Source organism: Jannaschia sp. W003 (assembly GCF_025144335.1).
Lineage (GTDB): Bacteria > Pseudomonadota > Alphaproteobacteria > Rhodobacterales > Rhodobacteraceae > Jannaschia.
Map to the genome: position 1 here is coordinate 1,575,097 of NZ_CP083539.1, position 26,487 is coordinate 1,601,583.

The 26,487-nt window shown below is 72.3% G+C and carries 27 protein-coding genes; 4 read left to right on the top strand and 23 right to left on the bottom strand.

Annotated features, from left to right (window positions below; all coding sequences use genetic code 11):
• Nucleotides 1-98 precede the first annotated feature (98 nt).
• From K3554_RS07760 to K3554_RS07840, 17 genes are all read right to left on the bottom strand, one after another.
• Nucleotides 99-653 (bottom strand): lipocalin family protein, encoded by a 555-nt coding sequence (locus tag K3554_RS07760; protein WP_259945610.1) that lies wholly within the window; start codon nt 651-653, stop codon nt 99-101.
• Nucleotides 650-1,315 carry a ligase-associated DNA damage response endonuclease PdeM gene (pdeM, locus tag K3554_RS07765; protein ID WP_259945613.1) on the bottom strand — a complete coding sequence of 222 codons (666 nt, stop codon included), beginning with the start codon at nt 1,313-1,315 and terminating at the stop codon, nt 650-652. The genes K3554_RS07760 and pdeM overlap by 4 nt, the downstream gene beginning before the upstream one ends.
• A gap of 53 nt (nt 1,316-1,368) precedes the next feature.
• The gene (locus tag K3554_RS07770) at nt 1,369-3,777 is read right to left on the bottom strand and encodes a ligase-associated DNA damage response DEXH box helicase (RefSeq protein ID WP_259945616.1); all 2,409 of its coding nucleotides are present in this window, start codon (nt 3,775-3,777) and stop codon (nt 1,369-1,371) included.
• Between the two features lie 76 nt (nt 3,778-3,853).
• Nucleotides 3,854-4,402, bottom strand: a complete 549-nt coding sequence (locus K3554_RS07775) for a Flp family type IVb pilin (RefSeq protein ID WP_259946009.1) — start codon at nt 4,400-4,402, stop codon at nt 3,854-3,856.
• A gap of 95 nt (nt 4,403-4,497) precedes the next feature.
• The gene (locus tag K3554_RS07780; protein WP_259945619.1) at nt 4,498-4,965 is read right to left on the bottom strand and encodes a hypothetical protein; all 468 of its coding nucleotides are present in this window, start codon (nt 4,963-4,965) and stop codon (nt 4,498-4,500) included.
• Nucleotides 4,966-5,087: 122 nt separating this feature from the next.
• Complete coding sequence (locus tag K3554_RS07785) at nt 5,088-6,410, bottom strand: ATPase (RefSeq protein ID WP_259945621.1); 1,323 nt, start codon at nt 6,408-6,410, stop codon at nt 5,088-5,090.
• A 13-nt stretch (nt 6,411-6,423) separates the two neighbouring features.
• Nucleotides 6,424-6,948: a prepilin peptidase gene (locus K3554_RS07790; RefSeq protein ID WP_259945624.1), complete on the bottom strand. Its 525-nt coding sequence runs from the start codon at nt 6,946-6,948 to the stop codon at nt 6,424-6,426.
• A gap of 13 nt (nt 6,949-6,961) precedes the next feature.
• On the bottom strand, nt 6,962-7,801 hold the full coding sequence (locus K3554_RS07795) for a lipopolysaccharide assembly protein LapB (protein ID WP_259945627.1): 840 nt from the start codon (nt 7,799-7,801) through the stop codon (nt 6,962-6,964).
• Nucleotides 7,802-7,839: 38 nt separating this feature from the next.
• Nucleotides 7,840-8,418: a tetratricopeptide repeat protein gene (locus K3554_RS07800; protein ID WP_259945631.1), complete on the bottom strand. Its 579-nt coding sequence runs from the start codon at nt 8,416-8,418 to the stop codon at nt 7,840-7,842.
• Entirely contained in the window at nt 8,418-9,392 is a 975-nt protein-coding gene (locus K3554_RS07805; protein ID WP_259945632.1) for a type II secretion system F family protein, read from the bottom strand. Before K3554_RS07805 ends, K3554_RS07800 begins: the two co-directional genes overlap by 1 nt.
• 9 nt (nt 9,393-9,401) lie before the next feature.
• Nucleotides 9,402-10,370 carry a type II secretion system F family protein gene (locus K3554_RS07810; protein WP_259945635.1) on the bottom strand — a complete coding sequence of 323 codons (969 nt, stop codon included), beginning with the start codon at nt 10,368-10,370 and terminating at the stop codon, nt 9,402-9,404.
• A gap of 4 nt (nt 10,371-10,374) precedes the next feature.
• Nucleotides 10,375-11,847 carry a CpaF family protein gene (locus K3554_RS07815; protein ID WP_259945638.1) on the bottom strand — a complete coding sequence of 491 codons (1,473 nt, stop codon included), beginning with the start codon at nt 11,845-11,847 and terminating at the stop codon, nt 10,375-10,377.
• A gap of 10 nt (nt 11,848-11,857) precedes the next feature.
• On the bottom strand, nt 11,858-13,165 hold the full coding sequence (locus K3554_RS07820) for an AAA family ATPase (RefSeq protein ID WP_259945641.1): 1,308 nt from the start codon (nt 13,163-13,165) through the stop codon (nt 11,858-11,860).
• Between the two features lie 269 nt (nt 13,166-13,434).
• On the bottom strand, nt 13,435-14,061 hold the full coding sequence (locus K3554_RS07825) for an OmpA family protein (protein WP_259945643.1): 627 nt from the start codon (nt 14,059-14,061) through the stop codon (nt 13,435-13,437).
• 5 nt (nt 14,062-14,066) lie between these two features.
• Nucleotides 14,067-15,446, bottom strand: coding sequence for a type II and III secretion system protein family protein (locus K3554_RS07830; RefSeq protein WP_259945644.1), 1,380 nt, complete (start codon nt 15,444-15,446; stop codon nt 14,067-14,069).
• 286 nt (nt 15,447-15,732) lie between these two features.
• The gene (gene cpaB / locus K3554_RS07835) at nt 15,733-16,644 is read right to left on the bottom strand and encodes a Flp pilus assembly protein CpaB (RefSeq protein WP_259945646.1); all 912 of its coding nucleotides are present in this window, start codon (nt 16,642-16,644) and stop codon (nt 15,733-15,735) included.
• A gap of 180 nt (nt 16,645-16,824) precedes the next feature.
• Nucleotides 16,825-17,046, bottom strand: a complete 222-nt coding sequence (locus K3554_RS07840) for a Flp family type IVb pilin (protein ID WP_259945648.1) — start codon at nt 17,044-17,046, stop codon at nt 16,825-16,827.
• Between the two features lie 705 nt (nt 17,047-17,751).
• On the opposite strand from K3554_RS07840, the gene K3554_RS07845 reads away from it, so the two are divergent.
• Nucleotides 17,752-18,669, top strand: a complete 918-nt coding sequence (locus K3554_RS07845; RefSeq protein ID WP_259945651.1) for a lytic transglycosylase domain-containing protein — start codon at nt 17,752-17,754, stop codon at nt 18,667-18,669.
• A 68-nt stretch (nt 18,670-18,737) separates the two neighbouring features.
• Here K3554_RS07845 and K3554_RS07850 read toward each other — a convergent pair whose 3' ends face one another.
• Genes K3554_RS07850 through K3554_RS07860 form a run of 3 tightly spaced genes read right to left on the bottom strand, consistent with a single transcriptional unit; the run spans nt 18,738 to nt 20,679 of the window.
• Nucleotides 18,738-19,352: a DUF1684 domain-containing protein gene (locus K3554_RS07850; protein WP_259945654.1), complete on the bottom strand. Its 615-nt coding sequence runs from the start codon at nt 19,350-19,352 to the stop codon at nt 18,738-18,740.
• Nucleotides 19,349-19,975 carry a CoA transferase subunit B gene (locus K3554_RS07855; RefSeq protein WP_259945655.1) on the bottom strand — a complete coding sequence of 209 codons (627 nt, stop codon included), beginning with the start codon at nt 19,973-19,975 and terminating at the stop codon, nt 19,349-19,351. The genes K3554_RS07850 and K3554_RS07855 overlap by 4 nt, the downstream gene beginning before the upstream one ends.
• Nucleotides 19,975-20,679, bottom strand: coding sequence for a CoA transferase subunit A (locus K3554_RS07860; protein ID WP_259945657.1), 705 nt, complete (start codon nt 20,677-20,679; stop codon nt 19,975-19,977). The genes K3554_RS07855 and K3554_RS07860 overlap by 1 nt, the downstream gene beginning before the upstream one ends.
• 180 nt (nt 20,680-20,859) lie before the next feature.
• On the opposite strand from K3554_RS07860, the gene K3554_RS07865 reads away from it, so the two are divergent.
• Complete coding sequence (locus K3554_RS07865) at nt 20,860-21,255, top strand: plastocyanin/azurin family copper-binding protein (RefSeq protein WP_259945658.1); 396 nt, start codon at nt 20,860-20,862, stop codon at nt 21,253-21,255.
• 389 nt (nt 21,256-21,644) lie between these two features.
• Here K3554_RS07865 and K3554_RS07870 read toward each other — a convergent pair whose 3' ends face one another.
• Nucleotides 21,645-22,736, bottom strand: coding sequence for a class II histone deacetylase (locus K3554_RS07870; RefSeq protein WP_259945660.1), 1,092 nt, complete (start codon nt 22,734-22,736; stop codon nt 21,645-21,647).
• Nucleotides 22,737-23,138: 402 nt separating this feature from the next.
• Between K3554_RS07870 and K3554_RS07875 the strand changes: the two genes are divergently transcribed.
• Entirely contained in the window at nt 23,139-23,624 is a 486-nt protein-coding gene (locus K3554_RS07875; protein WP_259945662.1) for an Hsp20 family protein, read from the top strand.
• 55 nt (nt 23,625-23,679) lie between these two features.
• Here the strand turns inward: K3554_RS07875 and K3554_RS07880 are convergent, their stop codons facing one another.
• Both K3554_RS07880 and K3554_RS07885 read right to left on the bottom strand, forming a co-directional pair.
• The gene (locus K3554_RS07880) at nt 23,680-24,000 is read right to left on the bottom strand and encodes a hypothetical protein (RefSeq protein ID WP_259945664.1); all 321 of its coding nucleotides are present in this window, start codon (nt 23,998-24,000) and stop codon (nt 23,680-23,682) included.
• 74 nt (nt 24,001-24,074) lie between these two features.
• On the bottom strand, nt 24,075-24,935 hold the full coding sequence (locus K3554_RS07885) for a hypothetical protein (RefSeq protein WP_259945666.1): 861 nt from the start codon (nt 24,933-24,935) through the stop codon (nt 24,075-24,077).
• Between the two features lie 105 nt (nt 24,936-25,040).
• Between K3554_RS07885 and miaB the strand changes: the two genes are divergently transcribed.
• Nucleotides 25,041-26,366: a tRNA (N6-isopentenyl adenosine(37)-C2)-methylthiotransferase MiaB gene (miaB, locus tag K3554_RS07890; RefSeq protein ID WP_259945669.1), complete on the top strand. Its 1,326-nt coding sequence runs from the start codon at nt 25,041-25,043 to the stop codon at nt 26,364-26,366.
• The last annotated feature ends 121 nt before the right edge of the window (nt 26,367-26,487 follow it).

The window sequence follows — 26,487 nt, forward strand, 5'->3', positions numbered from 1 at the left end:
ACGGCCTGCTCGACCGTTGCAGGGTTACTAACAGGGCGGCGATTCCCCGGTCCATGATTTTGTTCCCCCCCACCGCCGACTTTCTGCCTTGACAGGGATCAAGGCGTTGAGCCGGCGCGAGAAAAACTTTCCACAGGCCCCGTCAGTGCCATGGTGCGGAAGCCGTTGAAGTCCAGCACCGTCGCGGCGGCGCGACCCAGATCGGCGCGCAAAGGCAAGCCCCGCGCGAGGATCGCGCCGCCGCGGCCGCCGGGGTGTGCCACGACGGCCACACGGTACGCCTCGTCGGTCCACAGCACCCAGAGCGGCTCGGCGCCGTCCGGCCCCTCGAGCCGGAGCCGCCCCGGCCCGTCCGGGCGCGCCACCCCGCCCCGCGCGCGCAGCGGTGCGCCGTCCGCGCCAAGGCATCGTTCGCTACGGGACATCGCGCCGCCGGGGAGGGGGGCGTAGTCCAACGTCAGCCCGGCGCAGCCTGCGCGGAACCCGTCCGGAAACCACGCCGCGCCGTGCCAGCGCCCCGCGAGGCGGGCGGGGTCGAGCGCGGCCTTCGAGGCCACCGCCACGGACGCGTCCCGGAACACGGGTTCGGGGGCGGGCGGCGGCGGGGCCGCGCAGGCGGCCACGAGGGCGAGGGCGGCGAGGGCGCGCCTCATCGCGGCATCGGGATCTCGACCATCGGCGTGCCGGCCAGGATCGCGCGCGCGCCGGGGGCCATGAGGGCCGTCAGGGCCGCGTCGCGCGAACGCAGGCCGCCGGTGTAGGTGCCGTAGGCGGGCATCACCAAGCGGCGCTCGTCGCGCAGGAAGCAGGGGCGCGACACGGCCCGGCCCCGCACCCGCAGGCTCGCCTTGGGGTGGTAGTGGCCCGAGACCTCGTGGCGGCCGCCCTCGGTGGCGATGTGCACGAAGCGCAAGGGGCCGCACTCCAGCCCCTCGGCGGCATGTCCCCCGAGGCCCGTCGGCGCCGGGTCGTGGTTGCCGGTGATCCAGGTCCAGTCGCGGCCCCGCATCAGTCGCGCGATCCAGTCGCGGGCGTCGGGCACCATCGCGTCCACGGCGGCCATGTCGTCGAAGCTGTCGCCCAGAGAGATCACGGCCTGCGGGTCGGTCTCGGCGATGTCGGCCTCGAGCCGCGTGAGCGTGTCGATCACCTCGTAGGGCGGCAGGAGCGGGCCACCGCGCCGCGCCATGCGCTCGGACTTGCCGAGGTGCAGGTCGCTGACGGTCAGCACGCCCGCGGCGGGCCACCAGAGCGCGCCTGAGGGGCGGGCGACGAGCCGCTCGCCGGCGAAGGTGAAGTAATGCTCTCGGCGCATGGCGTCCTCCGAAGCCCCCGAGGAACCACGGTCCCGATTCGTTCGCAAGGGGCTCATTCGTACTCCAGCCCCGCCTCGGCCATCAGCCGCTCGGCCTCCTCCTCGATCAGCCGCGCCTCGGCGACGCCCTTGATGGGCACGCGGCCCCGCTCCAGGAACAGGGGCGCCGCGAGGGGGGACACGCGATCCAGGGCGATCTGGTCGATCCGGTCGCCCACGGTGTCCAGCAGCAGCTCCACCCGGGCGAAGTCGATGTGCCCGCGCATCGCCTCCTCCTCGGTGATCTTCAGCATCAGGTGCTCGGGGTCGTAGCGGTGCAGCGTGTCGTAGAGGATGTCCGACGAGAAGGTCGCCTGCCGCCCGGAGGTGCGCTTGCCCGGGTAGTTGCGGTCGATCAGGCCGGCGATGATGGCGGCCGAGCGGAAGGTACGCTTCATCACCGCATTCCCGCGCAGCCAGCTCTCCAGCGCGTCGTGGACCCCCTCGTGGCGCAGGAAGGGGCGGATGTCGCCCACGGGCTTCAGGCCCCAGATCATCGCGGCGTAGTCGGTGGCCACGAAGCCGAGCGGGTCAAGGCCGCGCTCTTCCATGCCCTTGGTTATCAGGAGGGCCAGCGTCTGGTGCGCGTTGCGGCCCGCGAAGCCGTAGAAGGCGACATGGTGGCGCCCGTCGCGGGGGAAGTGCTCGACCAGGAGGCGGCCGGGCTGGGGAAGCTGGGAGTTCTCCTGCTGAAGGCCGAGCCAGAAGCGGGTGTGCCCGGGCAGGTCCGTCCAATGGGCGGGGTCCGAGAGGATGCGCTGGATGCGCTCGGCGAGCTGGACCGAGGTGGTCCACTTGTAGCCGATGTAGGTGGCGATCCGCGGCTCCTTGGAGGGGTTCGGCGAGACCTCCACGGTCATCTCGCGCATGTTCTCGTAGCGCACGACCTGCCCGCCCATGAGGAAGGTGTCGCCCTTGGTGAGCGTGGTGGCGAAGCCCTCCTCGACCTCGCCCAAGGGAAGGCCCCCGCGCCCCCGGAACCGGACCTTGAGGGTGTCGGTGTCGATGATCGTCCCGAGGTTCATGCGGATCTGGCGCGCGGCCCGGGGGTCGCGCAGGCCCCAGACTCCGGGCTCGCGCTCCTTGAGGCGCTGGTAGCGGTCGTAGGCACGCAGGGCGTAGCCGCCGGTGGCCACGAACTCGAGGCACTCGTCGAACTCCCCGCGCGAGAGGCCGGAGTAGGGGCCGACGGTGCGGACCTCGGCGAAGAGGGCGTCCGCCTCGAAGTCGCCCGCGCAGGCCACGAGGGCGATGTGCTGGCAGAGCACGTCGCGCGGGCCGTCGAGGCGCAGGTCGCCGTCGAGCTGGCCGTCGCGCACCGCCTCCAGGGCTGCGCGGCACTCGATCACCTCGAAGCGGTTGGCGGGCACCAGCCGGGCCTTCGAGGGCGCATTGTAGCGGTGGTTGGCGCGGCCGATGCGCTGGACGAGCTGCTTGACCTTCTTGGGCGCGCCGACCTGGATCACGAGGTCCACGTCGCCCCAGTCGATGCCGAGGTCGAGCGAGGAGGTGGCGACGATGGCGCGCAGGGAGCCTTCGGCCATGGCCTGCTCCACCCGCACCCGCTGCTCGCGGGCCAATGCCCCATGGTGGATGCCGATCGGCAGGTCGTCCTCGTTGGCGAGCCAGAGGGCGTGGAAGAACAGCTCGGCCTGCGCGCGGGTGTTGTGGAAGATCAGCGTGGTGCGGTGGGCGCGCACCGCCTTTAGGATGGACGGGATCGCGTAGCGGCCCCCGGCGCCGGCCCAGGGGGGCGACTCCTCGGTCTCCAGGATGGCCACGTCGGGCGGCGGGCCGGGATCGGCGTGGAGCACGGGGCAGGGGTCGGGGTGGCGCGCGAGGTAGTGGGCGATGACCCCGGGGTCGTCCACGGTGGCCGACAGGCCCACGCGCCGCAGGCCGGGCGCGAGGGCCTGGAGGCGCGAGAGGGCGAGCATGAGCTGATCGCCGCGCTTGTTCTCGGCCAATGCGTGGATCTCGTCGACGATCACCCGGCGCAGGCCCCGGAAGGTGCGCTCGGCGTCGGGGTAGGAGCACATGAGCGCCAGGCTCTCGGGCGTGGTCAGGAGGATATGCGGCGGGTCGGCGCGCTGGCGCTTGCGGACCGACTGCGAGGTGTCGCCGGTGCGGTCCTCGACGCGCACGGGCAGGCCCGCCTCCTCGATGGGGATGCGCAGGTTGCGGCGGATGTCGTTGGCGAGGGCCTTGAGGGGCGAGACATAGAGGGTGTGGAGCCCCTCGTGGCCGTGCTCGGTGATCTCGGCCAGGGTGGGCAGGAAGCCGGCCAAGGTCTTGCCGCCGCCGGTGGGGGCGATCAGCAGGAGCGACGGCTCCGCGGCGCGGTCCAGCATCGCGCGCTGGTGGGGGTGGAGCGACCAGTGGCGGTCGGCGAGCCAGCGCTCGAGGGCGGGGGGAAGATCCATCCGACGGAGATAGGGCCGGGACGGAGAAAGGGCGACCCCGGAGGGCCGCCCTTGGCGTCGTGCGGTGGTGCGGCGGTCAGCCGTCGGTCGGGGCGGTGTCGGCCGCGTAGGTCGGGCGGGCGTTCGATTCCGCCTGCAGCGCCGAGCCGTAGCTGTCGTTCGCGCTCGCCTGGGCGTAGTCGGACTCGTAGCTCGTGGTGGCGCCGTCGTCCCTCACGTAGTTGCCGTCGGAGTCGTTGAAGCCCCAGGAGCCGTCCTCGCCGCGGGTGTAGCTCTCGCCGTATGTCGCATCGACGTCGTCGCGGGTCGCGAGGCCCGCACGGCTGTACTCGTCCTGCGCGTCGAACAGATCGGCGTTGCTCATCGCCTTGATCTGGTCGCCCGAGGCGAAGCCGGAGCAGTCGGCCGAGCCGCAGGCCGCGGCGTAGGCGCCCATCTCGTTGCCGGTGAACGAGGTGCGGATCACGGTGCCGCTCGTCATCTGGCTGTCGATGTTGGTGGAGGTGGTCTCGACGCCGGTCGCGACGACGCCCATCACGGCGAGGCCGAGGCCGACCAGCGCGGCGGTCAGGACCACCCAGTCGACGGTGACGGCGCCGGATTCGTCTTTGATGAAATTCTGCATGATGACCTCCTGGGGGATCGCTTCGCTGTTCCGATGATGCGGGTTGTCGTTGGGGAAGGGGGCGATCTCGTGGCGTCCCGTGGAAAGCTTTCGGGCTATCCTGCGAGCGCGGCGGAGCGGCGGGCGGCCTCGGCCTCGTGGAAGCGGGCGACCGCGGCGTCGGCCTCGGCCTGGGCGCGCAGGCGCGCGGCGCGGGCGCCGCCATCGCCGGCGCGGCCGAGCGCCTCGGCGCTGGAGCGGGCGACGACGCGGGCGAGGGCGAGAGCCTCCGCGAGCGCCGCGTCGTCCATGGCGTCCACGCCGGCGCCGTAGATCGCGGCGAGGTCGGCGCCGTCGCAGCCCGTCACGGCGCAGGCGCGCGCGAGCGCGCCGTCGAGCGCGCGGGCGTCGAAGCCCACGGACTGCACGTCGGAGAGCATGCTGCGGTCGAGGCTGCCGTGGGCGTCCTCGCGCCCGGCGAGCGTCGCGGCCACGAGGCCCGCGGCGGCCAAGAGGACCGCTGCCAGCGGCAGCGGCCCCAGACGGCCCCGGGCGGGCCGGTCGGTGGAGATGTCTGTGGTCATGGGATGCCCCTCGTCTGCTGCGCGGCGTCGCGGCCTCGCGCACAGGATCGGGGCGGATTGTGGCCCGAGTGGGACCCGAAGGTGCCGCGCCCCGGGCGGGTGCGGCGTCCGGGCCACGGGGGTCAGTGGACGATGTCGCCCTCCTTCACGAACAGGTTCTCCCAGGCACGGTCCACCAGCTCGGGGGTCATCTCGTAGGGGATGCCCTCGAAGTCGCACACGGCGATCATCTGGTCGATCAGGAACGGCGCGTGGTAGTTCGCGTAGACGTTCTTGATGGTGGGGTACTTGGTCTTCAGCAGGTGCACGAGGGCGCCTTCCGAGAGCTTCATCTTCTTCTTCTTCGCCACCATCGCGAAGATCTTCAGGAAGTCCGCCTGGCTCGGCCCGTCGATGATCACCTTGAAGAAGATCCGGCGCAGCGCGGCCACGTCGAAGATCTTGTTGGGGTGGAAGTTGGTGGAGAACACCACGAGCGTGTCGAAGGGCACCTCGAACTTCTCGCCCGACTGCAGGGCGAGGATGTCGTAGCCCATCTCCATCGGCACGATCCAGCGGTTGATCAGGGCCTGGGGCGGCTCCTCCTGACGTCCGAGGTCGTCGACGATGAACACGCCGCCCGAGGACTTCAGCTGGAGCGAGGCCTGATAGGTGCGGGCCACCGCGTTGTAGTTCAGGTCCAGCATCGACAGCGACAGCTCGCCGCCGGTCATCACCGTGGGGCGCTGGCAGAGCACGTAGCGCTCGTCCACGCGCAGGCCCGAGCGGCGCAGGCTCCCCTCCTCCTGGCGGCGGGGCACGGCCGTATGGACGATCGGGTCGAACACGGTGATGACCTGGCCCGCGTACTCGATCGCCTGGGGGATCCAGATCTGGTCGCCGAGGGCGGCGCGGATGCCTTCCGCGATCGAGGACTTCCCGTTGCCGGGGGGGCCGTACATCAGCACCGAGCGGCCCGAGCCCACGGCCGGCCCGAGCTGGTCGATCAGGCCCGGCGGCAGGATCAGGTGGCCCATGGAGCGGGTGAGGCTCTCGCGGGTGATGCGGATGTTGCGTACCGACTGGGCATGGACCTGCTGCTTGTAGCGCTCCAGGGGCACGGGCAGGGCGCCGTAGTACTCGGACTGGGCCAGCGCGTCGGCGGCGCGGGCCTTGCCGCCGTCGGTGAGCTGGAAGCCCATCTCGCCCGACGCGCCCGCGTGCATGGTGCCGGTGCTCTGCAGCAGCCCTGCGTCGCGGCACTGGTCCACCAGCTGCTGCGTGAGGGGCACCGACAGGTGGATCGCCTCGCCGATCTCGCGCGCGGTCTCCACGGCCTTGCGGAACATGGTCTTGAGCAGGATGTCCCGCAGCATAACGCCCGACAGGCCGGTGTCGGCCAGGGTGCGCGGCGGGGCGGGGGCGGGGACGCCCCCCGAGAGGGCGGGATCGACGTGCATGTTCATGGGGCGGGCCCTCCTAGAGGCCGTTCGCGGCGGCGAGGCCGTGATAGGCGAGATGGGTGGCGGCCAGGGTGATGCCCATGGGGAAGCGCGTCTTGCGGCCCTCCTCGGGGCGCTTCCAGGACTCCCAGCCGGGGGTAATGGCGCGCACCGGCTCCAAGGCGCCCGCCGCGCGGTGCAGCGCGAAGGTCAGCAGCAGGAGGCCCGACATCAGCAGGAGCACGAGGTTGGCGTCGGGCAGGGCCACGAAGGGCGCCATGGCGGCCATGAACTTGGCGTCGCCCGCGCCCAGCATCCGCAGGGACGAGAACGCGAAGCCCGCCAGCAGCACCACGGCGAAGTGCGTCCAGCGCCACGCCCAGTCCTCGAGGGGCAGCACGAAGAAGCCGCCCACCGCGAAGAGCGCCAGCAGCGCCAGCACCGCCTCGTTGCGGATCTTCATCACCGACAGGTCGGTGTAGGCGACCCACAGGCAGATCGGCAGGGACAGGAGCCCCAGCACGATCCCCTGCATCTGCGGCGCGGCGACGGCGATCTCCATGGCGGTCATTCCTTCAAAGGTTCAGCGCCTCGAGCGCGCGCACGGCGGGCTCGAAGTGGCGCGGATGGGTGTCGATCGCGTCCTCCAGGAGGTTGCGTCCGATGTCGGCGTCACCCTGCTTGATCGCCGCCAGGGCCGCGGTGTGCAGGAGCTGCGCGCGCTCCTCCTGGCTGACGGGCACCGCGGGCAGCGCGTAGACGCGGCGCGTGGCGCGGGCGAGAACGAGGTTGTTCTTGGCGGTGAAGAGGCCTGCGTCGTGGGTGATCGCCTCGGTGAACAGGCGCTCGGCGCCCGGGGCGTCGCCGCGGGTGAGCTTCGAGTAGCCCCAGTTGTTCAGCACGCCCGCGGGGCGGGTCGTCAGGTCCACGGCGGTCTCGTAGAAGCTGTCGGCGCGGGTCCAGTCGCGGGTCGAGTCGGCCACCATCGCCTCGAGGCGGTAGCGCTGGAAGGTCCGGTGCGAGGGCGGCACGCCGTCGAGCGTGGTCTTGGCCTCGCGCCACTCCGAGGTGCGGATCAGCGCGTCGGCCAGCTCCACCTGGTCCTCGGGCCCGGCGTCCTCGTGGGCCAGTACCTTGCGCCACGCCAGCACGGCTTCGGTGGAGCGTCCGGCGCGCACGAGGCTGCGGGCGAGGTCGCGGGCGTGCTCGGCGTTGCCGGGGTCCTTGCCGAGGCGGTTCTGGAAGTAGGCGACCGCCTCGCCGGGCTCGGCCACGGAGAGCATCACCTCGCGGATGCCGCCCTCCTCGTCGAGGCCGGAGAGGGCCTTGTTCACGTCGCCGCCCACGCCGCCGGTGCAGGCGGACAGGGCGAGGCTGCCTCCGAGGAGGAGGCCCGTCAGGATGGTCTGGCGCATCTTTGGCGTCCTTGTTCTGCTCGTGCCTTCGGTTCTTTTCATTGCGCGACGTCGATCCGGTACACGCCGTCCCGGCGCCGCGTGAGGGTGAAGGCGTCTTCCCCTTCGTCCTGCAAAGCGTAGCGGAGGGCCTCGCGCCGATCGAGCGCGAGGCGAAGATTGTCGAGGATCTGTGGCCTGTCGGGATCGAGCGCGAAGGCGCGGCGGAAGCTCTCGGCCGCCTCGCCGGCCTCGCCGCGCTCCATCAGCACCACGCCGAGGTCGTTCCAGGCGGCGGCATCCCCGGGGTCGGCCTCGACGGCGTCGCGCAGGAGCGCCTCGGCGGCGCCGAGGCGACCCATGGCGAGGTCGGCCCCGGCCATGGAGCGCATCAGCGCCGGCGTCAGCCCCGCGGGGCCGGTCGCGGCGGCGCGGGTGTAGGAGGCGTGGGCGAGGTCGAACTCGCCGGCCGCCATCAGCCGGTCGCCCACCAGCGCGGGGTCGACGCCCGCGGCGGAGGCGTCGGCGCCCGGCGGCGCGAGCAGATCGCCCGTGGCGGCGCGGCCCACGGGGCCGCCGGGCTGGCACGCGGCGAGGAGGAGCGTGCCGAGGAGGAGGGGCAGGGCGCGGCGGGGCATCAGAAGCTCCCCCCGCCGCCGCCGAGCGACTGCGAGATGCCGAAGATCGACGGCCCGATCAGGATGATCAGGAGGGGCGGCACGCAGAACATCATCGTGCCCACGGTCAGCTTCGTGGGCAGCACGTTGGCCTTCTCCTCGGCGCGCATCACGCGCTTGTCGCGCATCTCGGCGGCGTAGACGCGCAGGGCGTCGGCGATCGAGGTGCCGAAGCTCTGGGACTGGATCAGCACGGTCACGAAGGAGGTGATGTCCTGCAGGTCGCAGCGCTCGGCCATGGCGCGAAGCACGTCGCCCTTGTCCTTGCCGGCCTTCATCTCGTGGGAGACCAGCAGGAACTCCTGGGCGAGGGCGGGGTAGGAGGGCTCGATCTCGGTGGCCATGCGGATGATCGACTGGTCGAGCGACTGGCCCGCCTCGACGCACACGAGCAGCAGGTCGAGGCTGTCAGGAAAGCCGTCCTGGATCTCCTCCTGGCGCTTGGCCACGCGCTTCTGCAGCCAGTACTTCGGCGCGTAGTAGCCCACGAGGCCGGGCACCACGGAGTAGAGGAACATGTTCACCGGGCTCATGCCCGGCGCCAGCACCAGCACGTAGAACACGCCGATGGTCAGCAGGCCGAGGCCGAGCACCATCTGCGCCGCGTTGAGCGTGCGCACCGCGTCGCGCCCGCCGTAGCCGGCGCGCACCAGCATCATGCGGGTCTTGGACAGCTCGTCCTCGTCCTCGGGCTCGAGGTAGGCGGCGTACTTCGTGAGGAACTCGTTCGAGGCGCCGTGCTTCGACAGCCGCTCCACGTTCTCCTCGTGGCTCTCGGAGCCCCGGTCCTCGCGCAGGCGGTCGAGCGGGTCGACGCGCTTGCGCATCACCATGGGCAGCGAGAGCACGATCAGCAGGAGGCCGGCCGCCCCCGCCACGTACATCATGCCGTCGGGCCCGAGCAGCGCTTCCACCACCATGTCGAAGTAAGCCATTGAAAACCCTCAGACCTTGATGTTGACCATCATGCGCATGTAGACGATGTTCACGAGCAGGAAGATCACGACCACCGCCGCGGCGGGGATGAAGTAGGGGGTGTCGATCACGTCCTCGTAGTAGTCCGGCTTCATGACGTTGATCGCCACCAGCGCGAGAATCGGGAACGACGACAGGAAGATGCCCGACCAGCGGGCCTCGGCGGTGATCGCCTTGACCTTGCGGAACAGCTTGAAGCGCGCGCGCACCACGCGGCTGAGGCCTTCCAGGATCTCGGCGAGGTTGCCGCCCGACTTCTGCTGGATGGCGACGGCCACGGCCAGGAAGCGCATGTCCTGCAGCCCCGTGCGCTCGGCGAGGCTGCGCAGCGCCTCGGAGACGTCGCGCCCGTAGGCGGCCTCGTCGGCGATGAAGCCCATCTCGGTGCCCAGCGGGTCGGCGACCTCCTTGGCGACGATGCCGATCGCGGAGTTGAGGGGGTGGCCCACGCGCAAGGAGCGCACGATCAGCTCGATCGCGTCAGGAAGCTGCTCCTCCATCATGCCGAGGCGCTTCTTGGCGGCCTTGCCGACCCACATGTAGACCGAGCCCACCCCGAACACGACCGACAGCACCGCCGTCATCGCCGTGTTGGCCGAAGTGAACACCGAGAGCATCCCGAAGGACACCACCGTCAGCAGGCCCATGATCCCGATCAGCATGCCGGGCGTGAAGGCGAGGTTGGCCTTCTGCGCCTTCTCGGCGATCAAGGAGTAGAGCGGGATCGACTTGGCGCCGTCGTGCTGGCTCATCTCCTTGCGGAGCTGGGCCATCACCGTGTCCTTGGTGGCGCCCTTCTCCAGGAGCGACAGGCGCCGGTTGACCCGGTTGTTCAGCTTGATCGACTGGCCGAAGACCAGCATGTAGATCGCGCCGATGCACAGGTAGACCGACGCGAAGATCGCGAGGTAGATGAGCGGTTCCGCACTGATTTCCATCGGTTCAGCCCTTCGCCGCGGCGGGTTCGTAGATCGAGCCGGGCAGGTCGTAGCCCCAGGCCTTGAAGCGGTCCGCGTAGTGCGAGCGGATGCCGGTGGCGGTGAAGCGGCCGATGATCGTGCCGTCCTTCTCCAGCCCGAGGCGCTCGTAGCGGAAAATCTCCTGCATGGTGATCACCTCGCCCTCCATGCCCGTCACTTCCGTGATCGAGACCATGCGCCGCGAGCCGTCCTGCAGGCGGCTCGCCTGCACGATCAGGTTCACCGCCGAGGCGATCTGGGCGCGCACCGCCTTGATGGGCATCTCGATGCCGGCCATGGCGATCATGTTCTCGAGACGGCTCACGGCGTCGCGCGCGGAGTTCGCGTGGATCGTGGTCATGGAGCCGTCGTGGCCGGTGTTCATGGCCTGGAGCATGTCGATCACCTCCTCGCCGCGGGTCTCGCCGACGATGATGCGGTCGGGGCGCATCCGCAGGGCGTTGCGCAGGCAGTCGCGCTGGGTGACCGCGCCCTTTCCCTCCACGTTGGGGGGGCGGCTCTCCATGCGGCCCACGTGGTCCTGCTGGAGCTGCAGCTCCGCGGTGTCCTCGATGGTGAGCACGCGCTCGGCGTGGCCGATGAAGCTCGACAGCGCGTTGAGCGTGGTGGTCTTGCCCGAGCCGGTGCCGCCCGAGACGATGACGTTGAGGCGGCAGGCGCCGGCGGCCTGCAGGTAGGCGGCCATCTCCTCGGTGAAGGCGCCGAAGCTCACGAGGTCGTCGACCCCGAGCTTCTCCTTCTTGAACTTGCGGATCGAGACCAGCGAGCCGTCCACGGCCACCGGGGGCACCATGGCGTTGAAGCGCGAGCCGTCCTTGAGGCGCGCGTCGACGTAAGGATTGGACTCGTCGACGCGCCGGCCCACGGCCGAGACGATCTTGTCGATGATGCGCAGGAGGTGCCGCTCGTCCTTGAAGCGGATGTCCGACTTCTGCAGCTTGCCGGCGCGCTCGATGTAGATGTTGTGCGGGCCGTTCACGAGGATGTCGTTGACGCTGTCGTCGCGCAGCAGCGGCTCGAGGGGGCCGAGGCCCATCACCTCGTCGAACAGCTCGGTGTTCAGGATGTCTCGGTCCTCGCGCCCGAGGATCACGCCCATGTTGCCCAGCTCCTCGGAGGTGATCGCGGTGATCTCCGCGCGCAGGGCGGTGGCGTCGGCCTTCTCGAGGGCGCCGAGGTTGAGGTTGTCGAGAAGCCGGTGGTGCATCTCGGTCTTCAGCTCCTCGATGCGCTCGCGGCGCTTGAGGTCGGCGCCGGGCGCCTTGGCCTTCGCGGGCGCCTCGCCGGCGTCGCGGCGCGCGGCGGGGGCCTTCGCCGCGGGGGCGGCGGGGGCGTCGGCCGCGGCGGCGGGCGCGGGCTTCGCGGCGGGGGCCGCGGCGGCGGGCTCCACGGGGCTGGCGCCCTCGATCGCGGACTTCTTGTAGCGCGAGAACATCGGGTATTCCTCAGCCGAACTTGATGCCGAAGACCTTGCGGCCCTTGGGTGCGGGCGTGGCCGCGTTGAGCGCGCCGGCGGCGGCGAGGCGGCCCGCGAGGGCGGCGATCTCGCGGCGCACGGGCGCCTTGGGGGCGGCCGCGGCGAGCGGCTGGGCCTGGTCGTTGGCCTCGGTCACGGCCTTGCCGCCGTCGGGCAGCACCGCGTCGAAGCGCACGTCGAGCATCTCGGCCAGCTTGTCGGCGCGGCCCCGCGAGGCCAAATCGCCCCGGCCCGGCGCGCGGTTCAGGACCCAGCCCACGGGGCTCATGTCGATGCCCTCGCTCTTCATCAGGCGGATCAGGCGCATGGCGTTCTGCGCCGCGCGCACCTCCAGCGTGGAGACGAAGAAGAAGCGGTCCGACTCCGAGATCACCGTGTCGGTCCACTGCGTCAGCGCCGCGGGCGCGTCGATCACCACCACGTCGAAGCACTTTCGCGCGAGCGCGAGCAGCGCGCGCACGTCGTCGGGCCCGATCAGGTCGAGGGGCAGCAGCTCGGCGGGCGCGGTGAACACCCAGACCTTGTCGCGCACGAGCTGCAGCGACTGGCGGAACGCCTGCTCGTCCATGGCGTCGGTGTCGGACAGGATCTCGTAGATGTTGTCCTTGCGCGAGAGGTCCGTGTAGGTCGCCACCGATCCGAACTGGAGCCCGAGGTCGATCAGGCAGACCGAGGGGCCCTCGCCCTTGCGGGCGGTGGCCATCTCCCAGGCGAGGTTGACGGCGATCGTCGAGGCGCCCGCGCCGCCGGCGACGCCCTGGAAGGCGAAGACGCGGGCGGCCGAGGCGTCCTCGCGCGCGGCGGGCGGCGCGGCGGTCTCGAGGCCGGCCTCCTCGGCCGCGGCGGCCATGGCCGGCGAGACCTCGGCGCGCGGCGAGCGGACGTGGGAGATGGCCTCGGCGAGGGCGTGCTCGGGCAGCGGATAGGGCGCGAAGTCGTCGGCCCCGGCGCGCAGCAGCTCGTGCAGCACCATCGGACCGAGCCCGTCGGCCACCAGGATCACCTGCAGCCCCGCGCGCTTGGCCTGCTTCACCACCGCGGCGATGCGCGCCATGTCGCCCTCGTCGGCGTGGTCCACCGCGACCACCACGAAGCTGAGGCGCCGGGCCTCGTCCTGGCGGAGGAACTCGGCGGCCTCCTCGAAGGTCAGGTCGCCCCAAGCCTCGCCCAGTTCCGCCTCCATGTCCTCGATGAGGAGGTCGAACTCCTGCACGTCGCGCGAGATCGTCACCGCCTCGAGCGGGGCGGGTTCCGGTTGCAGGGCGTGATCGTCCATGGCCTGTCACCTGTTTCCTGTCTGGCCCGGCGCCCGGGGGCGGCGGGGCCGGCCCGCGAGACGTCGCGCGGGGCCGGCGTGGAAAGGGGCACGGTGGCCCTCGTTCCCGCCTCGTTGGTCGACAATCAGGGCAACAATGGGACCCGGAGCGTGAAAATGTCGGCCCCCGGGCCACGGCGGCGGGGAACGGTGCCCGAACGGACACGGCCCCCCGCCCGGATATCGGGGCGGGGGGCCGTGGACGTGCGCGGCGCGGGAAGGGAGGGGCGTCAGGCGGGCGGGGCCGCGGGCACGGCGCTCGCCACGTAGGCGCGGTACACGAGGTTGGCGTACTTGCCGTCGAGCACCAGCCCGTCGCCGTCGACGAAGCCGCCCACCCGCGTCACGGTGCGGCGGTTCGCGCGCTCCGGCGTGGTGGTGGGCACCACCGGCCGGGTCTCGCCGAGGGACACGAGGGCCTCGAGGCGCGAGAGGTCGACGCCGCGGCGTCCGAGATAGGCCACCGCGGCCTCGGCGCGGCGCTGGCCGAGCGCCTGGTTGTAGCTGTCGGAGCCCACGAGGTCGGTGTGCCCGTAGACCGAGAAGCGCACCTCGGGGAACTGGCGCATGAAGTCCGCCTGCTGGTCAAGCACGGCGCGCGCGGTCGCATCGAGCGCGGCGCTGTTGAAGGCGAAGGTGATGGTCGCCGGCACCGAGCCGGCGAACTTGGCATCCAGCGCGGTGAGGGCCGCGCCGGCGCCGATCTGCGCGGCGTGGTTGCCGCGGGTCGCGGCGCCGAACGCGCCGTCGTCGAAGGACGCGGCCACGGGCGCGCGCCCGCCGGTGGGATCGCTGCACGCGGCGAGCAGGGCGAGGGCGGCGAGGGGCGCCGCGCGGCGGAGGAGGGGGGTGTTCATCGCCATCACTCCAGGACGTAGCCGTAGTTGCCCGAGAAGTCGTGCTCGGCCGCCGGACCGCGGGTGGACGCGCGCGCCGGGGCGCCGGTCTCGCCCGAGATGCGGCCGAACACGAACAGCTCGTTCTCGGTCGGGGGGCGGATGCGGTCGGTGGGCAGCGTGACCGCCTCGCCGGTGGTGGGCGACACGAGGTGGGCCGTGATCACGACCACCAGCTCCGACTGCTGGCGCTGGTACTGCGCGGAGCGGAACAGGGCGCCGACCACGGGAAGGTCGCCGAGGAAGGGCACCTGCGTGGCCGAATCGGTGAAGTTGTCCTGCAGCAGGCCCCCGATCGCGAAGGTCTGGCCGTCGCGCAGCTCCACCGTGGTGGTGGTCTGGCGCCGCGTCAGCCCCGGCACCAGCGCGCCGTTGATGTTCACGGCGTTGGCCTCGTCGAGGTCCGACACCGAGGCGTCGAGCTGCAGGTTGATGATGTCCGAGGTCACCACCGTGGGGGTGAAGGTCAGCTCCACGCCGAAGGGGCGGAAGTCGACGCCCACGTTGCCCTCGTCGTCGATCTGCGGGAGCGGGATCTCGCCGCCCGCGAGGAAGCGCGCCGGCTGGCCCGAGAGCGAGGTAAGGTTGGGCTCGGCGAGGGTGCGCACGAGGCCCTTGTTCTCCAGCGCCTCGAGCGTGAGGTTCACCGCCACCGTGCCGCCCGGGAAGCCCAGCGTGTAGGTGCCGGCCGCGTTGCCGACCCCGGTGCCGCCGGAGGCGCCCAGCGTGACGTCGCCGTTGAAGCCGGTGCCGCTGGCCGAGAGGTTGGCGCCCAGCGCCTTCGTGACCGAGCGCGACATCTCCGCGAATCGCACCTTCAGCATGACCTGCTGCGAGCCGCCCACCACCATGAGGTTGAGCACCCGCTCGGGGGCGTAGCGCTCGGCGATCTCCAAGGCCTGGCTCAGGCGCTGCGAGGAGCTGACCGTGCCCGACAGCACGATGCCGTCGTTGGCGGTGCGCACCTCGATGCCCTCGCCGGGCAGCAGCTCGCCAAGGCGCTCCTTGAACTCCGCGATGTCGGGGGTGACGTGCACCTCCACGTTGGCCAGCAGCCGCCCGTCCACGCCCAGCAGCGTGAGGGTGGTGCGGCCGGGCGTCTTGCCCAGCACGTAGATCGTGCGCTCCGAAAGCGTGGCGATGTCGGCGATCGCGGGGTTCGCGACGCTGAGCTCGGCGAAGGGCACCTCGCTCTCGAGCACGATCGCGCGGTTGAGGGGGACGCGGAGCGCCGACTGGGACTGGCCCTGGGCCAGCTTCAGCGCCTGCGCGATCGCGGGGGCGACCGGGACGGCACCCAGCACCGCTCCGAGCAGAAATGCCCGGAGGACCTTCTTGAATGTCATCGTGCCTGCCTCTCGCTTCGAACTGCTCTTTCGTCGTTGCGCCGTGCCGCGCGGAGGCGGCCGGCTCGGGTCTGGCGCCCGATTGCGACGGCTGCGGAGGATCGGGTCCGAGCCGCTGGCAGGATGGGACGGGGGGCGGCACCGGGCAAGCGCCGTGGCGGCGCGGCGCGCCCGCCCGTGCCCGCCTGTTGGGCATTTGCCACAGGACGGGCGCCGCCGCGCGGCGCCGGAACGCGAAAGCGGCGGGCCCAGGCCCGCCGTCTCCGGTGCCCGCCGCGGCGCACGCTCAGCCGTCGTTGCCGAACGCGGGCATGGGGGCCGTGGCCACCAGCGCGCCCGGCTCGCCGGCGGGGGGCATGGCGTCCCAGCCGGCGGCGCCGTCCTCGGGGCAGGGGACCGGGATCATCTGCACCTCGGAGCCCTTGCGCAGGCGCTGCGAGCAGGTCCGGCGGCGCTGCACCTGCTCGGCCGGCCCGATGATGGCGTCGAGCGTCGCCTCCACGGTGTCCGAGGTCGTCTCGTCCTGCACGCCGACCAGGGCCAGGGTCAGCTTGCCCGTGGCCTGGGCCTGGGCGAGCTTGGCGACCACGGCCGGGGGGGCCTCCACCGTGACGGTGCGCGCGATCGTGGGGCCCGAGCGCTGGTCGTCGGTCTGCTGGTCGATGGCGAGGAGCGGCAGCGAGGCGTGGATCAGGCGGGTCAGCCCGCCGGTGTCGCCGCCCGAGCCGGTCCAGTAGACGTCCACGCGGTCGCCCGGGCGCAGGAAGCCCGACACGCCCGACATCACGTCCACCTGCAGCGCGAAGGCGCGCATGCCGGGCGTCAGCGTGGCGGCCACGCCCGCGTCGGCGCCCGGCTCGGTGACCTTGGCCGTCAGGAGCGGCTCGCCGCGCTCCATCACTCGCAGCACGGTGCGCTCGCCCTCCTCGCCCTCGGGGAAGATCTCCTCGAGGCTCTTGAAGGCGCCGGTGGGCAGGGCCGCCGCGGGCCAGGGCGTGGCGCGCACGTCGCGGGGACGCAGGACGTCGCCGTAGCGCATCTGGCGCTTCACCACGTAGACGTCCTGGACGTCGACGATCGCCGAGCGCGTCTCGTCGAGCGCGGCGCGGTACTGCCCGAAGCGGTCCTGGGCCTGCATGATGGCGAAGCCCGCGAGGCCGAGGCCGGCGAGCAGGGCGAGAAGGAAGATCGCGCGCATGGCTATGTCCTTGGTTGGATGTCGGGCGCGGGGGCCCGGATCGTTTCCCCAATGGCCCCCCATTGCGGCGATTCGGGGGAGGGGCGGTGGAAACACCGCGGTGCCGCGCGGCGGAGTCGAACGAAGAAGGGGGCCGCGGATCGCTCCGCGGCCCCCCCTGGGGTCGTCAGGCTGGGCGGATCAGCAACTGCCGGTGCCGCCGGCCTTCAGCTCGGCGAAGCTCGAGCCGGTCATGTCGCAGTTCAGCGTGCCCTGGATGTTGTTCGAGAGGTTCTCGACGCCGCCGGAGACGACACCCATCACGGCGAGGCCGAGGCCCACGAGCGCGGCGGTCAGGACCACCCAGTCGACGGTGACGGCGCCGGATTCGTCGGCGGAGAAGGTCTTGATGGCGTTCAGCATGGGGGCAGTCCTTTGGTTGAGTAGCATCTGGGTCCGGTTTCGGCATCGAGGCGTCTGCCGTTCGATGAGGAGGATATGTCGGCCAATCTGGGCAGGAATTTGGTGAACGCGGGCCGCTTCCGGGATGATTTGCCGACCCCCGAGGAAACGGCGCGCACGCGGCCCGGCGGGCCGGGAGGGGCGCAGGGGGGAAGGGGGCGGAACGGGAAAGGGCCGCGCCTGCCAGCGCGGCCCCCTGTCCCTCGGCCTGGGGGTGCCCAGGGGATGGTCTCGGCGACGTCCACCCGTCTTCGTGCCTGACTCCGCCTGCCGTGCGGAGACCCTGCGCGGGCCTGCTCGATCGTCGCGTTCCATGCCCGACTTCGTCGGTGCTCTTGGTGTTGGCCGGTGTCGGTCCCCGCGGTCTGCCATCGCGTCCATGTCCCGTCCGGCGAGTTCATGTCTCGCGCCGGAATGGGGCGGAAACGGGGCGGATTCCGTGCGAATTGAGGACAGTCTCCATTTCACCGTTTCTTAAGGGGCATTCGCGCACCAGCCTGTGTCCGGCCCGCGTCGCGAGGGGGGCGGACGCCCCGGAACGGGGCCCTTTGCGGGCCGGAGCGGAGTGCGGGCAACACCGCCGCCGCGAATCCCGGCCCCCGCGGCGACAGAACGCGCCGCCCCGTGCCACCTTGCGCGAAAACCAGAAACGATCGGGCAGTTTCCATGAAGCACATCATCTCCCTCGCGCTCGCGGGCGCGCTCCTCGTCCCGCTCGCGCCCGCGCCCGCTTCCGCCGAGTTCACCTTCAAGCGCGTGCGCCCCCCCGCGGCAGGCTCCACGGCGCGGCGCATCACGATCCAGATCGCACCGCCCACGGCGCGCGCCGTCCAGGCCGCCACCGCCGCCGCCGCCGCCGCGCGCGCCGCGGCCGCCACCGCCGCGGCGATCGAGGCCGGGGCAGGCGACCTGCGCGCCCCGCGCCCCGCCAAGCCCGACGCGCCCGGCGCGGTGGCCCTGCGCACCAGCCCCGCGGTCGCCACCGCCGCCGGCTCCCAGAGCTGGTTCTGGAGCGCCGTGAGCCCCGACATCGCGCCCGCGCCCGGCCGCTTCACCGCCGCCACCCGCGTGGCCGCGCGGCCCCCCGCCGCCTCGGGCGTGCGCGCCCCGCGCCTCGAGACCCTGCGCCGCATCGTCTCGCGCCACGGCGGCGACATCCTGCGCCACTCCGCCGGCAAGCGCGTCTCGCCCGCCCTGGTGCTGGCCCTGATCTCCGTGGAATCGGCCGGCCGCGTCGACGCCGTCAGCCACGCCGGCGCCCGCGGCCTGATGCAGCTCATCCCCGACACCGCGAAGCGCTTCGGCGTGCGCGACATCACCGACCCGGGCGAGAACATCCGCGGCGGCGTGGCCTATCTCGATTGGCTCGTGGGCGAGTTCGGCGACCCCGTGCTCGCGCTCGCGGGCTACAACGCCGGCGAGGGCGCCGTGCGCCGCCACAAGGGCGTGCCGCCCTACAAGGAGACCCGCGCCTACGTGCCCAAGGTCATGGCCGCCTGGAGCGTGGCGCGCAGCCTGTGCATCACGCCCCCGGTGATGCCGGGCGACGGGTGCGTGTTCCACACGGAGTTGGCGAGCCGGTAGGGGGAGGGGGCTCCGCCCCCGCCGCCTTCGGCGCCTCCCCCGAGGTATTTCCGGCAAGATGAGGAAGCTTAGTCGGTCCGTTCGCCGCCACTTACCCGTTCGGGCAGTTGGTTCTCGGGCGGTGCCAGCGGGCAGGTCCACGGCCCCCACGCGCAGCTCGGCTGGTAGGCGAAGTTGAAGTCGAGCACGAGCCGCCCGTCCTCGCACCCGAGGTCCGCACCCTTCACCGCATCGAGCACGTAGCGCCCGCCGCCATAGGTCTCGGCGCCGTTGGTCGCGTCCCGGAACGGCACGAACAGCCCGCCGCCGTAGCCGCCGATCCACCAGACCGTCAGCTCCGCGCCCAAGGCCTCCGCCAGCCCCCGCGTGCGCCCCAGCGCCCGCCGCACCATGCGTCCGTCGGCCCCGAGGTCCACGGCCTCCTCGGCGCCCTCCAGCGGATCGAGCGCCGCCGCGAATCGCAGCGCGGGGTCATAGGGGAAATGCCGCACCGGCACGTCCCGCCGGCCCGCGTCCAGCGGCGAGCACGGGTGCCCCGCGAACAACGCCGCGCGGGTGGCGCGCCAGTCGTCCCAGCCGGCGCGCGGCTCCGCGCCGCGCACCCGCGCGTAGAGGTCCGCAACCCGCCGCCGCCAGTCGGCCAGCGCCAGCGGGTCGCCCGCCGCGGGAAAGCCCCCGCTCAATCGACCAGCGTCGCCTCGGTGAGGCTCCGCAGCTCCTCCTCGGTGACGCCGTCGGCCAGCTCCACGATCCGCAGGCCGCCCTCGACCACGTCGAGCACGCCGAGGTTGGTGATGATCCGGTCCACCACGCCCGCGCCGGTCAGCGGCAGGGTGCAGGCCTTCAGCACCTTCGACTCGCCGTGCTTGTTGGCATGGTCCATCACCACGATCACCCGGCCCACGCCCGCGACTAGGTCCATCGCCCCGCCCATGCCCTTCACGAGCTTGCCGGGGATCATCCAGTTCGCGAGATCCCCGTTCTCGGCCACCTCCATCGCGCCCAGGATCGCGGCCGCGATCTTGCCGCCCCGGATCATGGCGAACGAGGTCGCCGAGTCGAAGTAGGCGGTGCGGCGCAGCTCGGTGATGGTCTGCTTGCCGGCGTTGATGAGGTCGGGGTCCTCGTCGCCCTCGAACGGGAACGGGCCCATGCCCAGCATTCCGTTCTCGGACTGGAGCGTGATGTCCTTGTCGCCGACGTAGTTCGCCACCAGCGTCGGGATCCCAATGCCGAGGTTCACGTACATGCCGTCTTCCAGTTCCTCGGCGGCGCGCGCCGCCATCTGGTCGCGGGTCCAGGGCATCAGGCGGTCTCCCTCTGGCGAACGGTGCGCTGCTCGATGCGCTTCTCGTGGGTGCCCTCGATGATGCGGTGCACGTAGATGCCGGGCAGGTGGATGTGGTCGGGATCGAGCGAGCCGGTCTCCACGATCTCCTCGACTTCCATGACGCAGACCTTGCCGCAGGTCGCGGCGGGCACGTTGAAATTGCGCGCGGTCTTGCGGAACACGGCGTTGCCGGTCGCATCGGCCTTCCAGGCCTTCACGATGGCGAGGTCGGCCACGATGCCGCGCTCCATGACGTAGCTCTGCCCGTCGAAGTCCATGTGCGGCTTGCCCTCGGCCACCACGGTGCCGACGCCGGTCTTGGTGTAGAAGCCCGGGATGCCCGCGCCGCCGGCGCGCATGCGCTCGGCCAGGGTGCCTTGCGGGTTGAACTCCAGCTCCAGCTCGCCGCTCAGGTACTGGCGCATGAACTCGGCGTTCTCGCCCACGTAGGACGAGATCATCTTCCGCACCTGCCGGGTCTGCAGGAGGATGCCGATGCCGAAGTCGTCCACGCCCGCGTTGTTGGACGCGAAGGTAAGGTCCTTCGTGCCGGCCTCCTTGATGGCGGCGAGCAGCAGCTCGGGGATGCCGCACAGGCCGAAGCCCCCCGCGGCGATGAACATCCCGTCCCGGAGCAGCCCGTCCAGAGCCTCCGCGGCGGTGCCGTAGACCTTGTTCATTCCGTCTCCCTTCGTCTGGCGTGCGCCGGGGATGCCTCCGGGCGCGGGGGGTGTCAATCGACAGGGGCGGACGCCCGGCCCGGCGGATGCGCGATCACGGTTGCGCGCGCGGCCCCCGGGGGCGGAACGGAGCGCGCACGGGACGGTTGAGCCCACGCAACCTGTCAGGAAGGCCACCCCATGAAGCGTCTCATCGCGGCCCTCGCCCCCCTGGCGCTCGTCGCCGCCTGCGCCACCTCCGGCCCCGCCGTCGACGGCGCCGTGCCCGCGGGCGTGGCCGCGACCGTGGACATGCAGCCCGTCCTGCGCTTCGCGCCCGACCCCGTCCGCATCCGCGCCGGAGAAACGGTGGAGTTCCGCAACGTGTCGGCCTTCGCGCACACCGTATCGACCCGTCCCTCTACGCCCGCCGAGGCGGCCGACGTCGCGCTCCCCGCGGGCGCCGAGGCCTTCGACTCCGGCGAGATCCCCGCGGGCGGCGTCTACCGGCACACCTTCACCGTGCCCGGCACCTACCGCTACTTCTGCGACCCCCACCACGGGGCCGGGATGGTGGGGACGGTGTTGGTTTCGTAGCGGCGCCGCCACGCCCCGGCCCTGTGCCGGGGCCTCTGCTCGCGGCAGGCGACGGCCTCGCCCCGTTGCGTTCCACGCCCGCCATCAGCGCCAACGTCGCCCCGAGGTCCCGGCGCAGGGCCGGGACGCGCGGGCCCCCGAGACCCCGCCCCGGACCTGATCCGGGGCCTCTGTCTGCAACGGGCGATGGCCTCGCCCCTTCGTGCGCAACGTCCACCACCGGCGCCAACACCACCCGAAGGTCCCGGCGCAGCGCCGGGATGGACCGACTTCGCCGCCACTGAATGCGGAAGCGTATCGGTCGGCCAAACCGAGACCTCGCCCCGCGCCGCTACCCCCTCGGGCTCCGCCCGCTCGGACCTCGATCGGTCCACTGGACCGATCGCCGGCTACGCCGGACCGGTCCTCGCCATCTCCCCGATCAGCCCACTCGCGAACCGCTCGAACGCGGCCCCCGGCTGCCGCACACGGAACGTCGCCGCGAACGGGTCCTCGACGTGCGGCAGGCCCGCCATCTCGGCCACCACCGCATGGGCGCAGAACGGCACGTAGACCTCCGAATACCCGCCTTCGTGGGCCGCCACGAGGCGCGCGCCGCAAACGTCCTCGGCCAACGCCATCACCTGCGCGGTCATCTCCCGGAACGTCTCGGCCGTCGCCATCATCCGGCCCAGCGGGTCGAGCACCGCCGCGTCCAGCCCGCAGGCCACCACGATCGCGTCCGGCTCATGCGCGCGGATCGCAGGCAGGACGAGCCGCTCCATCGCCTCGAGGTAGGTGCGGTGGCCCGCGCCGGGGGGCAGGGGGACGTTGAGGTTGGCGACCGCGTCGGTGCGGAAGGCGCCGGTGTCGAGCGGGTAGTTCCGGTCCTGGTGGATCGAGACCGTCAGCACCGCCGCGTCGGTGGCGTAGATCGCCTCGGTCCCGTTGCCATGGTGCACGTCCCAGTCGAGCACGGCGACCCGCTCCACGAGGCCGCGGGCGCGGGCCCGCTCGACGGCCAGCGCGATGTTGGCGAGGAGGCAGAAGCCGTTGGGCCAGTCGGCCGTGGCATGATGCCCGGGCGGGCGGGCGAGGGCGTAGGCGTTGCGAAGCTCGCCGCGCGCGACCCGCTCCAGCGCGTCGGCGACCAGCCCGGCGGAGAGGGCGGCGATCTCGTAGCCCCCCGGCCCGAACGGCGCGCGCAGCCCGATCTCGCCGCCGCCCGCGTCGCTGAGCGCCTTGAAGCGGTCGAGGTAGCCCGCCGGGTGGACCCGCAGCAGGTCCTCCCGCTCGAGGGGAGCGGCCGAGCCCTCGGCCAGCCCCTCCATCGTGCCCGCGACGCGCAGGAGGTTCACCAGCCGCCGCTTGGTCTCGGGGTCCTCGGGCAGGCCTCCGCCGCCGGCGATGGGCTGCACCAGCCCGCCCACGGGGGCCATCTGCGCGTAGTTGCCGCCGCCATGCCAGAGGCAGCGCTCGTCGTGGAGGAATCCGGTCTTCATGGGAGGTGTCTCGCATGTGATGCCGCCTTCGTCACCCATCCTCATCTTGCCAGAAATACCTCGGGGGCGGCGCCGAAGGCGACGGGGGCAGAGCCCCCACCCGGCACCAGCCCTTCGCTTGCGCTCCGGGCGTTCGCACCTCGGATCGGTCCACCGGACCGATCCGTCCGGCCGTGCCGGATCGGTGCTCACCGTATGCACGGGGGGTGCACGCGGGGTGCACGGGGGACACCCCCCGATTCCGCCCGAAACGCACCCCCGCGGGGGGGTCTTGAAATCCCCGGACGCCTCCCCACATCCCCTCTCGCCGGGCGCCTCGCGAGGGTCCGGCACGACGACCCCGGGCCTCCGTCCGAGCCGGAGGGGGCCTCCAAATGTATCGCTTTGAATGAGGATGCACCGATGCGTACCTACGACTTCACGCCGCTCTACCGCGCCACCGTCGGCTTCGACCGCATGGCCGACCTTCTGGACCGCGCCGCCTCCACCGAGGCCACGAACGGCTACCCCCCCTACAACATCGAGAAGACCGGCGAGGACGCCTACCGCATCTCCATCGCCGTCGCGGGCTTCCGGCCCGACGAGCTGGAGATCGAGGCGCGCCAGAACGCGCTCGTGGTCTCGGCGCGCAAGGCCCCCGAAGAGGGCGAGCGCACCTACCTGCACCGCGGCATCGCCACGCGGGCCTTCGAGAAGACCTTCCAGCTGGCCGACCACGTCCAGGTGACCGGCGCCCGGCACGAGCACGGCATGCTGCATGTCGAGCTGGAGCGTCAGGTGCCCGAGGCGCTCAAGCCGCGCCGCATCGAGATCGCCGGCGACGCCGACGCCCGCGCCATCGAGGGCAAGGCCGCGAAGGGCAAGAAGGACGAGACGGCCGACGCCTGATCGCCCGCACCGTTAGCCGACCGGGGCGCGCCCACACGGGCGCGCCTTTTCCGTGTCAGCCCTGCGGGATCGAGATCAGCGTCCACTCGCCGACCACCGCGACCTGCGCGCCGCCCTCGGCCAGCCGGTCTGCGATCGCGCCCGTCTCGACCGTCGGGCAGCCCACGAGGATCTCGGTGTGGTCGAGGTACTCGACCGTCCGCGCGCTCTCCCCGATCACCTGGCACACGTCCGCCGGACCCGGATAGGGCCGCACGCCCACGAGGCCTGAGGCCTCGGGTGGCGAGAAGGCGGGCGGCGGGGCGGCGGGCGGGGCCGCGCAGGCGGCGAGGGCCAGCAGCGCCGCGGCGGTCGCGGACGGTCGCAGGACGATCATGGCTTCGCTCCTCGGACATGGCGTGCTCCCCGGAGCCTGCGCCCCCCGGGGCGGCCGGGCAAGCCCGCGCCGCCCTAGAACCACTGGCCCGGCTCCATCAGCCCGAGGTCCATGAGCTGCTGCGCGCGCCACTCGAAGCGCACCGAGCCGTCCCAGCGGAAGCGCGCGATCGCCTCGCGCGACTCGGGGTTCGAGGCCAGCGCCTTGGCGGCCCGGAACGAGGCCACCGCCGCGGTCATGGAGTGGTGCCACGGGCAGGCGTAGGTGTTCATCTCCTCGACCGAGAGCCGGTGGTCGGGCAGGAGCCGCAGCCCCGGCCGCGCCCGGAACAGCGCGATCCGGTCGATGCGCCGCCGCGCCGCCGGCACGTGCTCCTCGAAGCGCCAGCGCAGGCCGCCGAAGAAGTCGAGCTGCCGGTCCAGGAGCTCGCCCTCCGCACGCCGCTCCAGGGCGTAGTAGCCCGTCTCGTCCATCCACGGCGCCTCCATGTCCACGCCCCCGGTCTCGCGGGGCGGCCCGTCGGCGTAAAGGTCCACCACGTAGGCGAGCAGCGCGTCGCGCCGCTCCTCGGCGCAGAAGGCCAGCGCCTCGCCGATGCGGCGGGTCTCCGAGAAGGGGTGGAAGAGGAACTCCGCGTTGTAGGCGTAGGCCAGCCACGTGCCGGGCGCCGCGCCCGCGATCAGGGCGTTCACGCAGGTCTCGGCCAGCTCCGGCGGGCGCCGCTCCAGCCGGAGCGCATGGGCGCGTTCGGGCAGCGCGAAGCCCGGCTCCACCCCCGGCGGCAGGGCCAGCACCACCGAGGCGAAGCCGGCCCGCAGGTGGTGCGCGAGGCTCGCCTCGATCTCGGCGGCGTCCTCGCACAGCAGCATCATCGCCGGGCTCGGCCCGAGGCCGCGCGCACGGGCGGCGAGGTCGTCGGTCGAGGCGAACTCCATGCGCCGACATCTGCCCGCCCGCCCCCGGCCGCGCAAGCCGCCCCCGCGTTGCGCGGACCCCGCCGCTGGGGTAGGTCGGCGCGCAGTCCGGACAGGGGATGTGCCATGGGCGCCGCGCCGAAGAAGCTCCACGTGAAGACCTGGGGCTGCCAGATGAACGTCTACGACAGCGAGCGCATGGCCGAGGCCATGGGCGCCGAGGGCTGGGTCGCCACGGACCGCCCCGAGGACGCCGACCTGATCCTGCTGAACACCTGCCACATCCGCGAGAAGGCCTCGGAGAAGATGTACTCCGAGCTGGGCCGCCTGAAGCCGTTGAAGGCCGCGAACCCCGACTTGAAGATCGGCGTCGCGGGCTGCGTGGCCCAGGCCGAGGGCGCCGAAATCGTGGCGCGTCAGCCGGCCGTCGACCTCGTGGTCGGGCCGCAGACCTACCACCGGCTGCCCGCGCTCGTGGCCCGCGCCGAGGCGGGCGAGCGGGCGATCGACACCGAGATGCCCGACGAAGACAAGTTCGAGCACCTTGCCCGCGCCCGCGGCCCGGCCGCGCGGCCCACGGCGTTCCTCACGGTGCAGGAGGGCTGCGACAAGTTCTGCGCCTTCTGCGTGGTGCCCTACACCCGCGGCGCCGAGGTGAGCCGCCCCACCGCGCGCCTCCTCGACGAGGCTCGCGCGCTGGTGGACCGGGGCGTGCGCGAGATCACCCTGCTCGGGCAGAACGTGAACGGCTACCACGGCGAGGGCCCCGGGGGGCGGACCTGGAGCCTCGCCGACCTCGTTGGGGCGCTTGCGGAGATCGAGGGCCTCCTGCGCATCCGCTACACCACCTCGCACCCGAACGACATGACGGGCGACCTGATCGCCGCCCACGGCGCCTGCGCCAAGCTCATGCCCTACCTGCACCTGCCCGTGCAGTCCGGCTCGGACCGCATCCTCCGGTCGATGAACCGCCGCCACACCGCCGGGGACTACCTCGCCGTGGTGGACCGCCTGCGGGCCGCGCGCCCGGACCTCGCCTTCTCGGGCGACTTCATCGTCGGCTTTCCCGGCGAGACCGCGGCCGACTTCGAGGACACGCTGCGGCTGGTGGAGCGGGTGGGCTACGCGCAGGCCTACGCGTTCCGCTACTCGGCCCGCCCCGGCACGCCCGCCGCGGAGCGCGAGGCGGTGCCCGCGGCGCTCGCCACCGAACGGCTCCACCGGCTGCAGGCCCTCCTCGAGGCGCAGCAGGCCGAGGCGCAGCGCGCCATGGTGGGGCGCGAGACGACGGTGCTGTTCGAGAAGCGCGGCCGGCGCCCCGGACAGCTCGTCGGCAAGTCCGAGCACCTCCACGCGGTCCACGTCGACGCACCCGACGCGGCGATCGGCACGGTGGCGCGGGTGCGGATCCGCGAGGCGGCGACCCATTCCCTCGGGGGCGACCTGCTCTGATCGGGCACGGGGTGGCGACAGTCGCCCCGTGCGCGGGGGATTTCCCGCGCGCCGACGCGGGGGCGTCATGCTTTTGCCGCTTTGCCCGCCCATCGGTTGCGGTAATCTGCCGCCGAGCGGC

Coding starts and splice junctions, on each gene's coding strand:
- K3554_RS07805 (WP_259945632.1), bottom strand. CDS start 9,392: ATGGCTTACTTCGACATGGTGGTGGAAGCGCTGCTCGGGCCCGACGGC.
- cpaB (WP_259945646.1), bottom strand. CDS start 16,644: ATGCGCGCGATCTTCCTTCTCGCCCTGCTCGCCGGCCTCGGCCTCGCG.
- K3554_RS07855 (WP_259945655.1), bottom strand. CDS start 19,975: ATGCCCTGGACCCGCGACCAGATGGCGGCGCGCGCCGCCGAGGAACTG.
- K3554_RS07810 (WP_259945635.1), bottom strand. CDS start 10,370: ATGGAAATCAGTGCGGAACCGCTCATCTACCTCGCGATCTTCGCGTCG.
- K3554_RS07815 (WP_259945638.1), bottom strand. CDS start 11,847: ATGTTCTCGCGCTACAAGAAGTCCGCGATCGAGGGCGCCAGCCCCGTG.
- K3554_RS07845 (WP_259945651.1), top strand. CDS start 17,752: ATGAAGCACATCATCTCCCTCGCGCTCGCGGGCGCGCTCCTCGTCCCG.
- K3554_RS07780 (WP_259945619.1), bottom strand. CDS start 4,965: ATGACCACAGACATCTCCACCGACCGGCCCGCCCGGGGCCGTCTGGGG.
- K3554_RS07790 (WP_259945624.1), bottom strand. CDS start 6,948: ATGGAGATCGCCGTCGCCGCGCCGCAGATGCAGGGGATCGTGCTGGGG.
- K3554_RS07860 (WP_259945657.1), bottom strand. CDS start 20,679: ATGAACAAGGTCTACGGCACCGCCGCGGAGGCTCTGGACGGGCTGCTC.
- K3554_RS07840 (WP_259945648.1), bottom strand. CDS start 17,046: ATGCTGAACGCCATCAAGACCTTCTCCGCCGACGAATCCGGCGCCGTC.
- pdeM (WP_259945613.1), bottom strand. CDS start 1,315: ATGCGCCGAGAGCATTACTTCACCTTCGCCGGCGAGCGGCTCGTCGCC.
- K3554_RS07865 (WP_259945658.1), top strand. CDS start 20,860: ATGAAGCGTCTCATCGCGGCCCTCGCCCCCCTGGCGCTCGTCGCCGCC.
- K3554_RS07820 (WP_259945641.1), bottom strand. CDS start 13,165: ATGGACGATCACGCCCTGCAACCGGAACCCGCCCCGCTCGAGGCGGTG.
- K3554_RS07795 (WP_259945627.1), bottom strand. CDS start 7,801: ATGCGCCAGACCATCCTGACGGGCCTCCTCCTCGGAGGCAGCCTCGCC.
- K3554_RS07885 (WP_259945666.1), bottom strand. CDS start 24,935: ATGGAGTTCGCCTCGACCGACGACCTCGCCGCCCGTGCGCGCGGCCTC.
- K3554_RS07760 (WP_259945610.1), bottom strand. CDS start 653: ATGAGGCGCGCCCTCGCCGCCCTCGCCCTCGTGGCCGCCTGCGCGGCC.
- K3554_RS07770 (WP_259945616.1), bottom strand. CDS start 3,777: ATGGATCTTCCCCCCGCCCTCGAGCGCTGGCTCGCCGACCGCCACTGG.
- K3554_RS07870 (WP_259945660.1), bottom strand. CDS start 22,736: ATGAAGACCGGATTCCTCCACGACGAGCGCTGCCTCTGGCATGGCGGC.
- K3554_RS07800 (WP_259945631.1), bottom strand. CDS start 8,418: ATGCCCCGCCGCGCCCTGCCCCTCCTCCTCGGCACGCTCCTCCTCGCC.
- K3554_RS07875 (WP_259945662.1), top strand. CDS start 23,139: ATGCGTACCTACGACTTCACGCCGCTCTACCGCGCCACCGTCGGCTTC.
- K3554_RS07880 (WP_259945664.1), bottom strand. CDS start 24,000: ATGATCGTCCTGCGACCGTCCGCGACCGCCGCGGCGCTGCTGGCCCTC.
- miaB (WP_259945669.1), top strand. CDS start 25,041: ATGGGCGCCGCGCCGAAGAAGCTCCACGTGAAGACCTGGGGCTGCCAG.
- K3554_RS07785 (WP_259945621.1), bottom strand. CDS start 6,410: ATGAACATGCACGTCGATCCCGCCCTCTCGGGGGGCGTCCCCGCCCCC.
- K3554_RS07830 (WP_259945644.1), bottom strand. CDS start 15,446: ATGACATTCAAGAAGGTCCTCCGGGCATTTCTGCTCGGAGCGGTGCTG.
- K3554_RS07775 (WP_259946009.1), bottom strand. CDS start 4,402: ATGCAGAATTTCATCAAAGACGAATCCGGCGCCGTCACCGTCGACTGG.
- K3554_RS07825 (WP_259945643.1), bottom strand. CDS start 14,061: ATGAACACCCCCCTCCTCCGCCGCGCGGCGCCCCTCGCCGCCCTCGCC.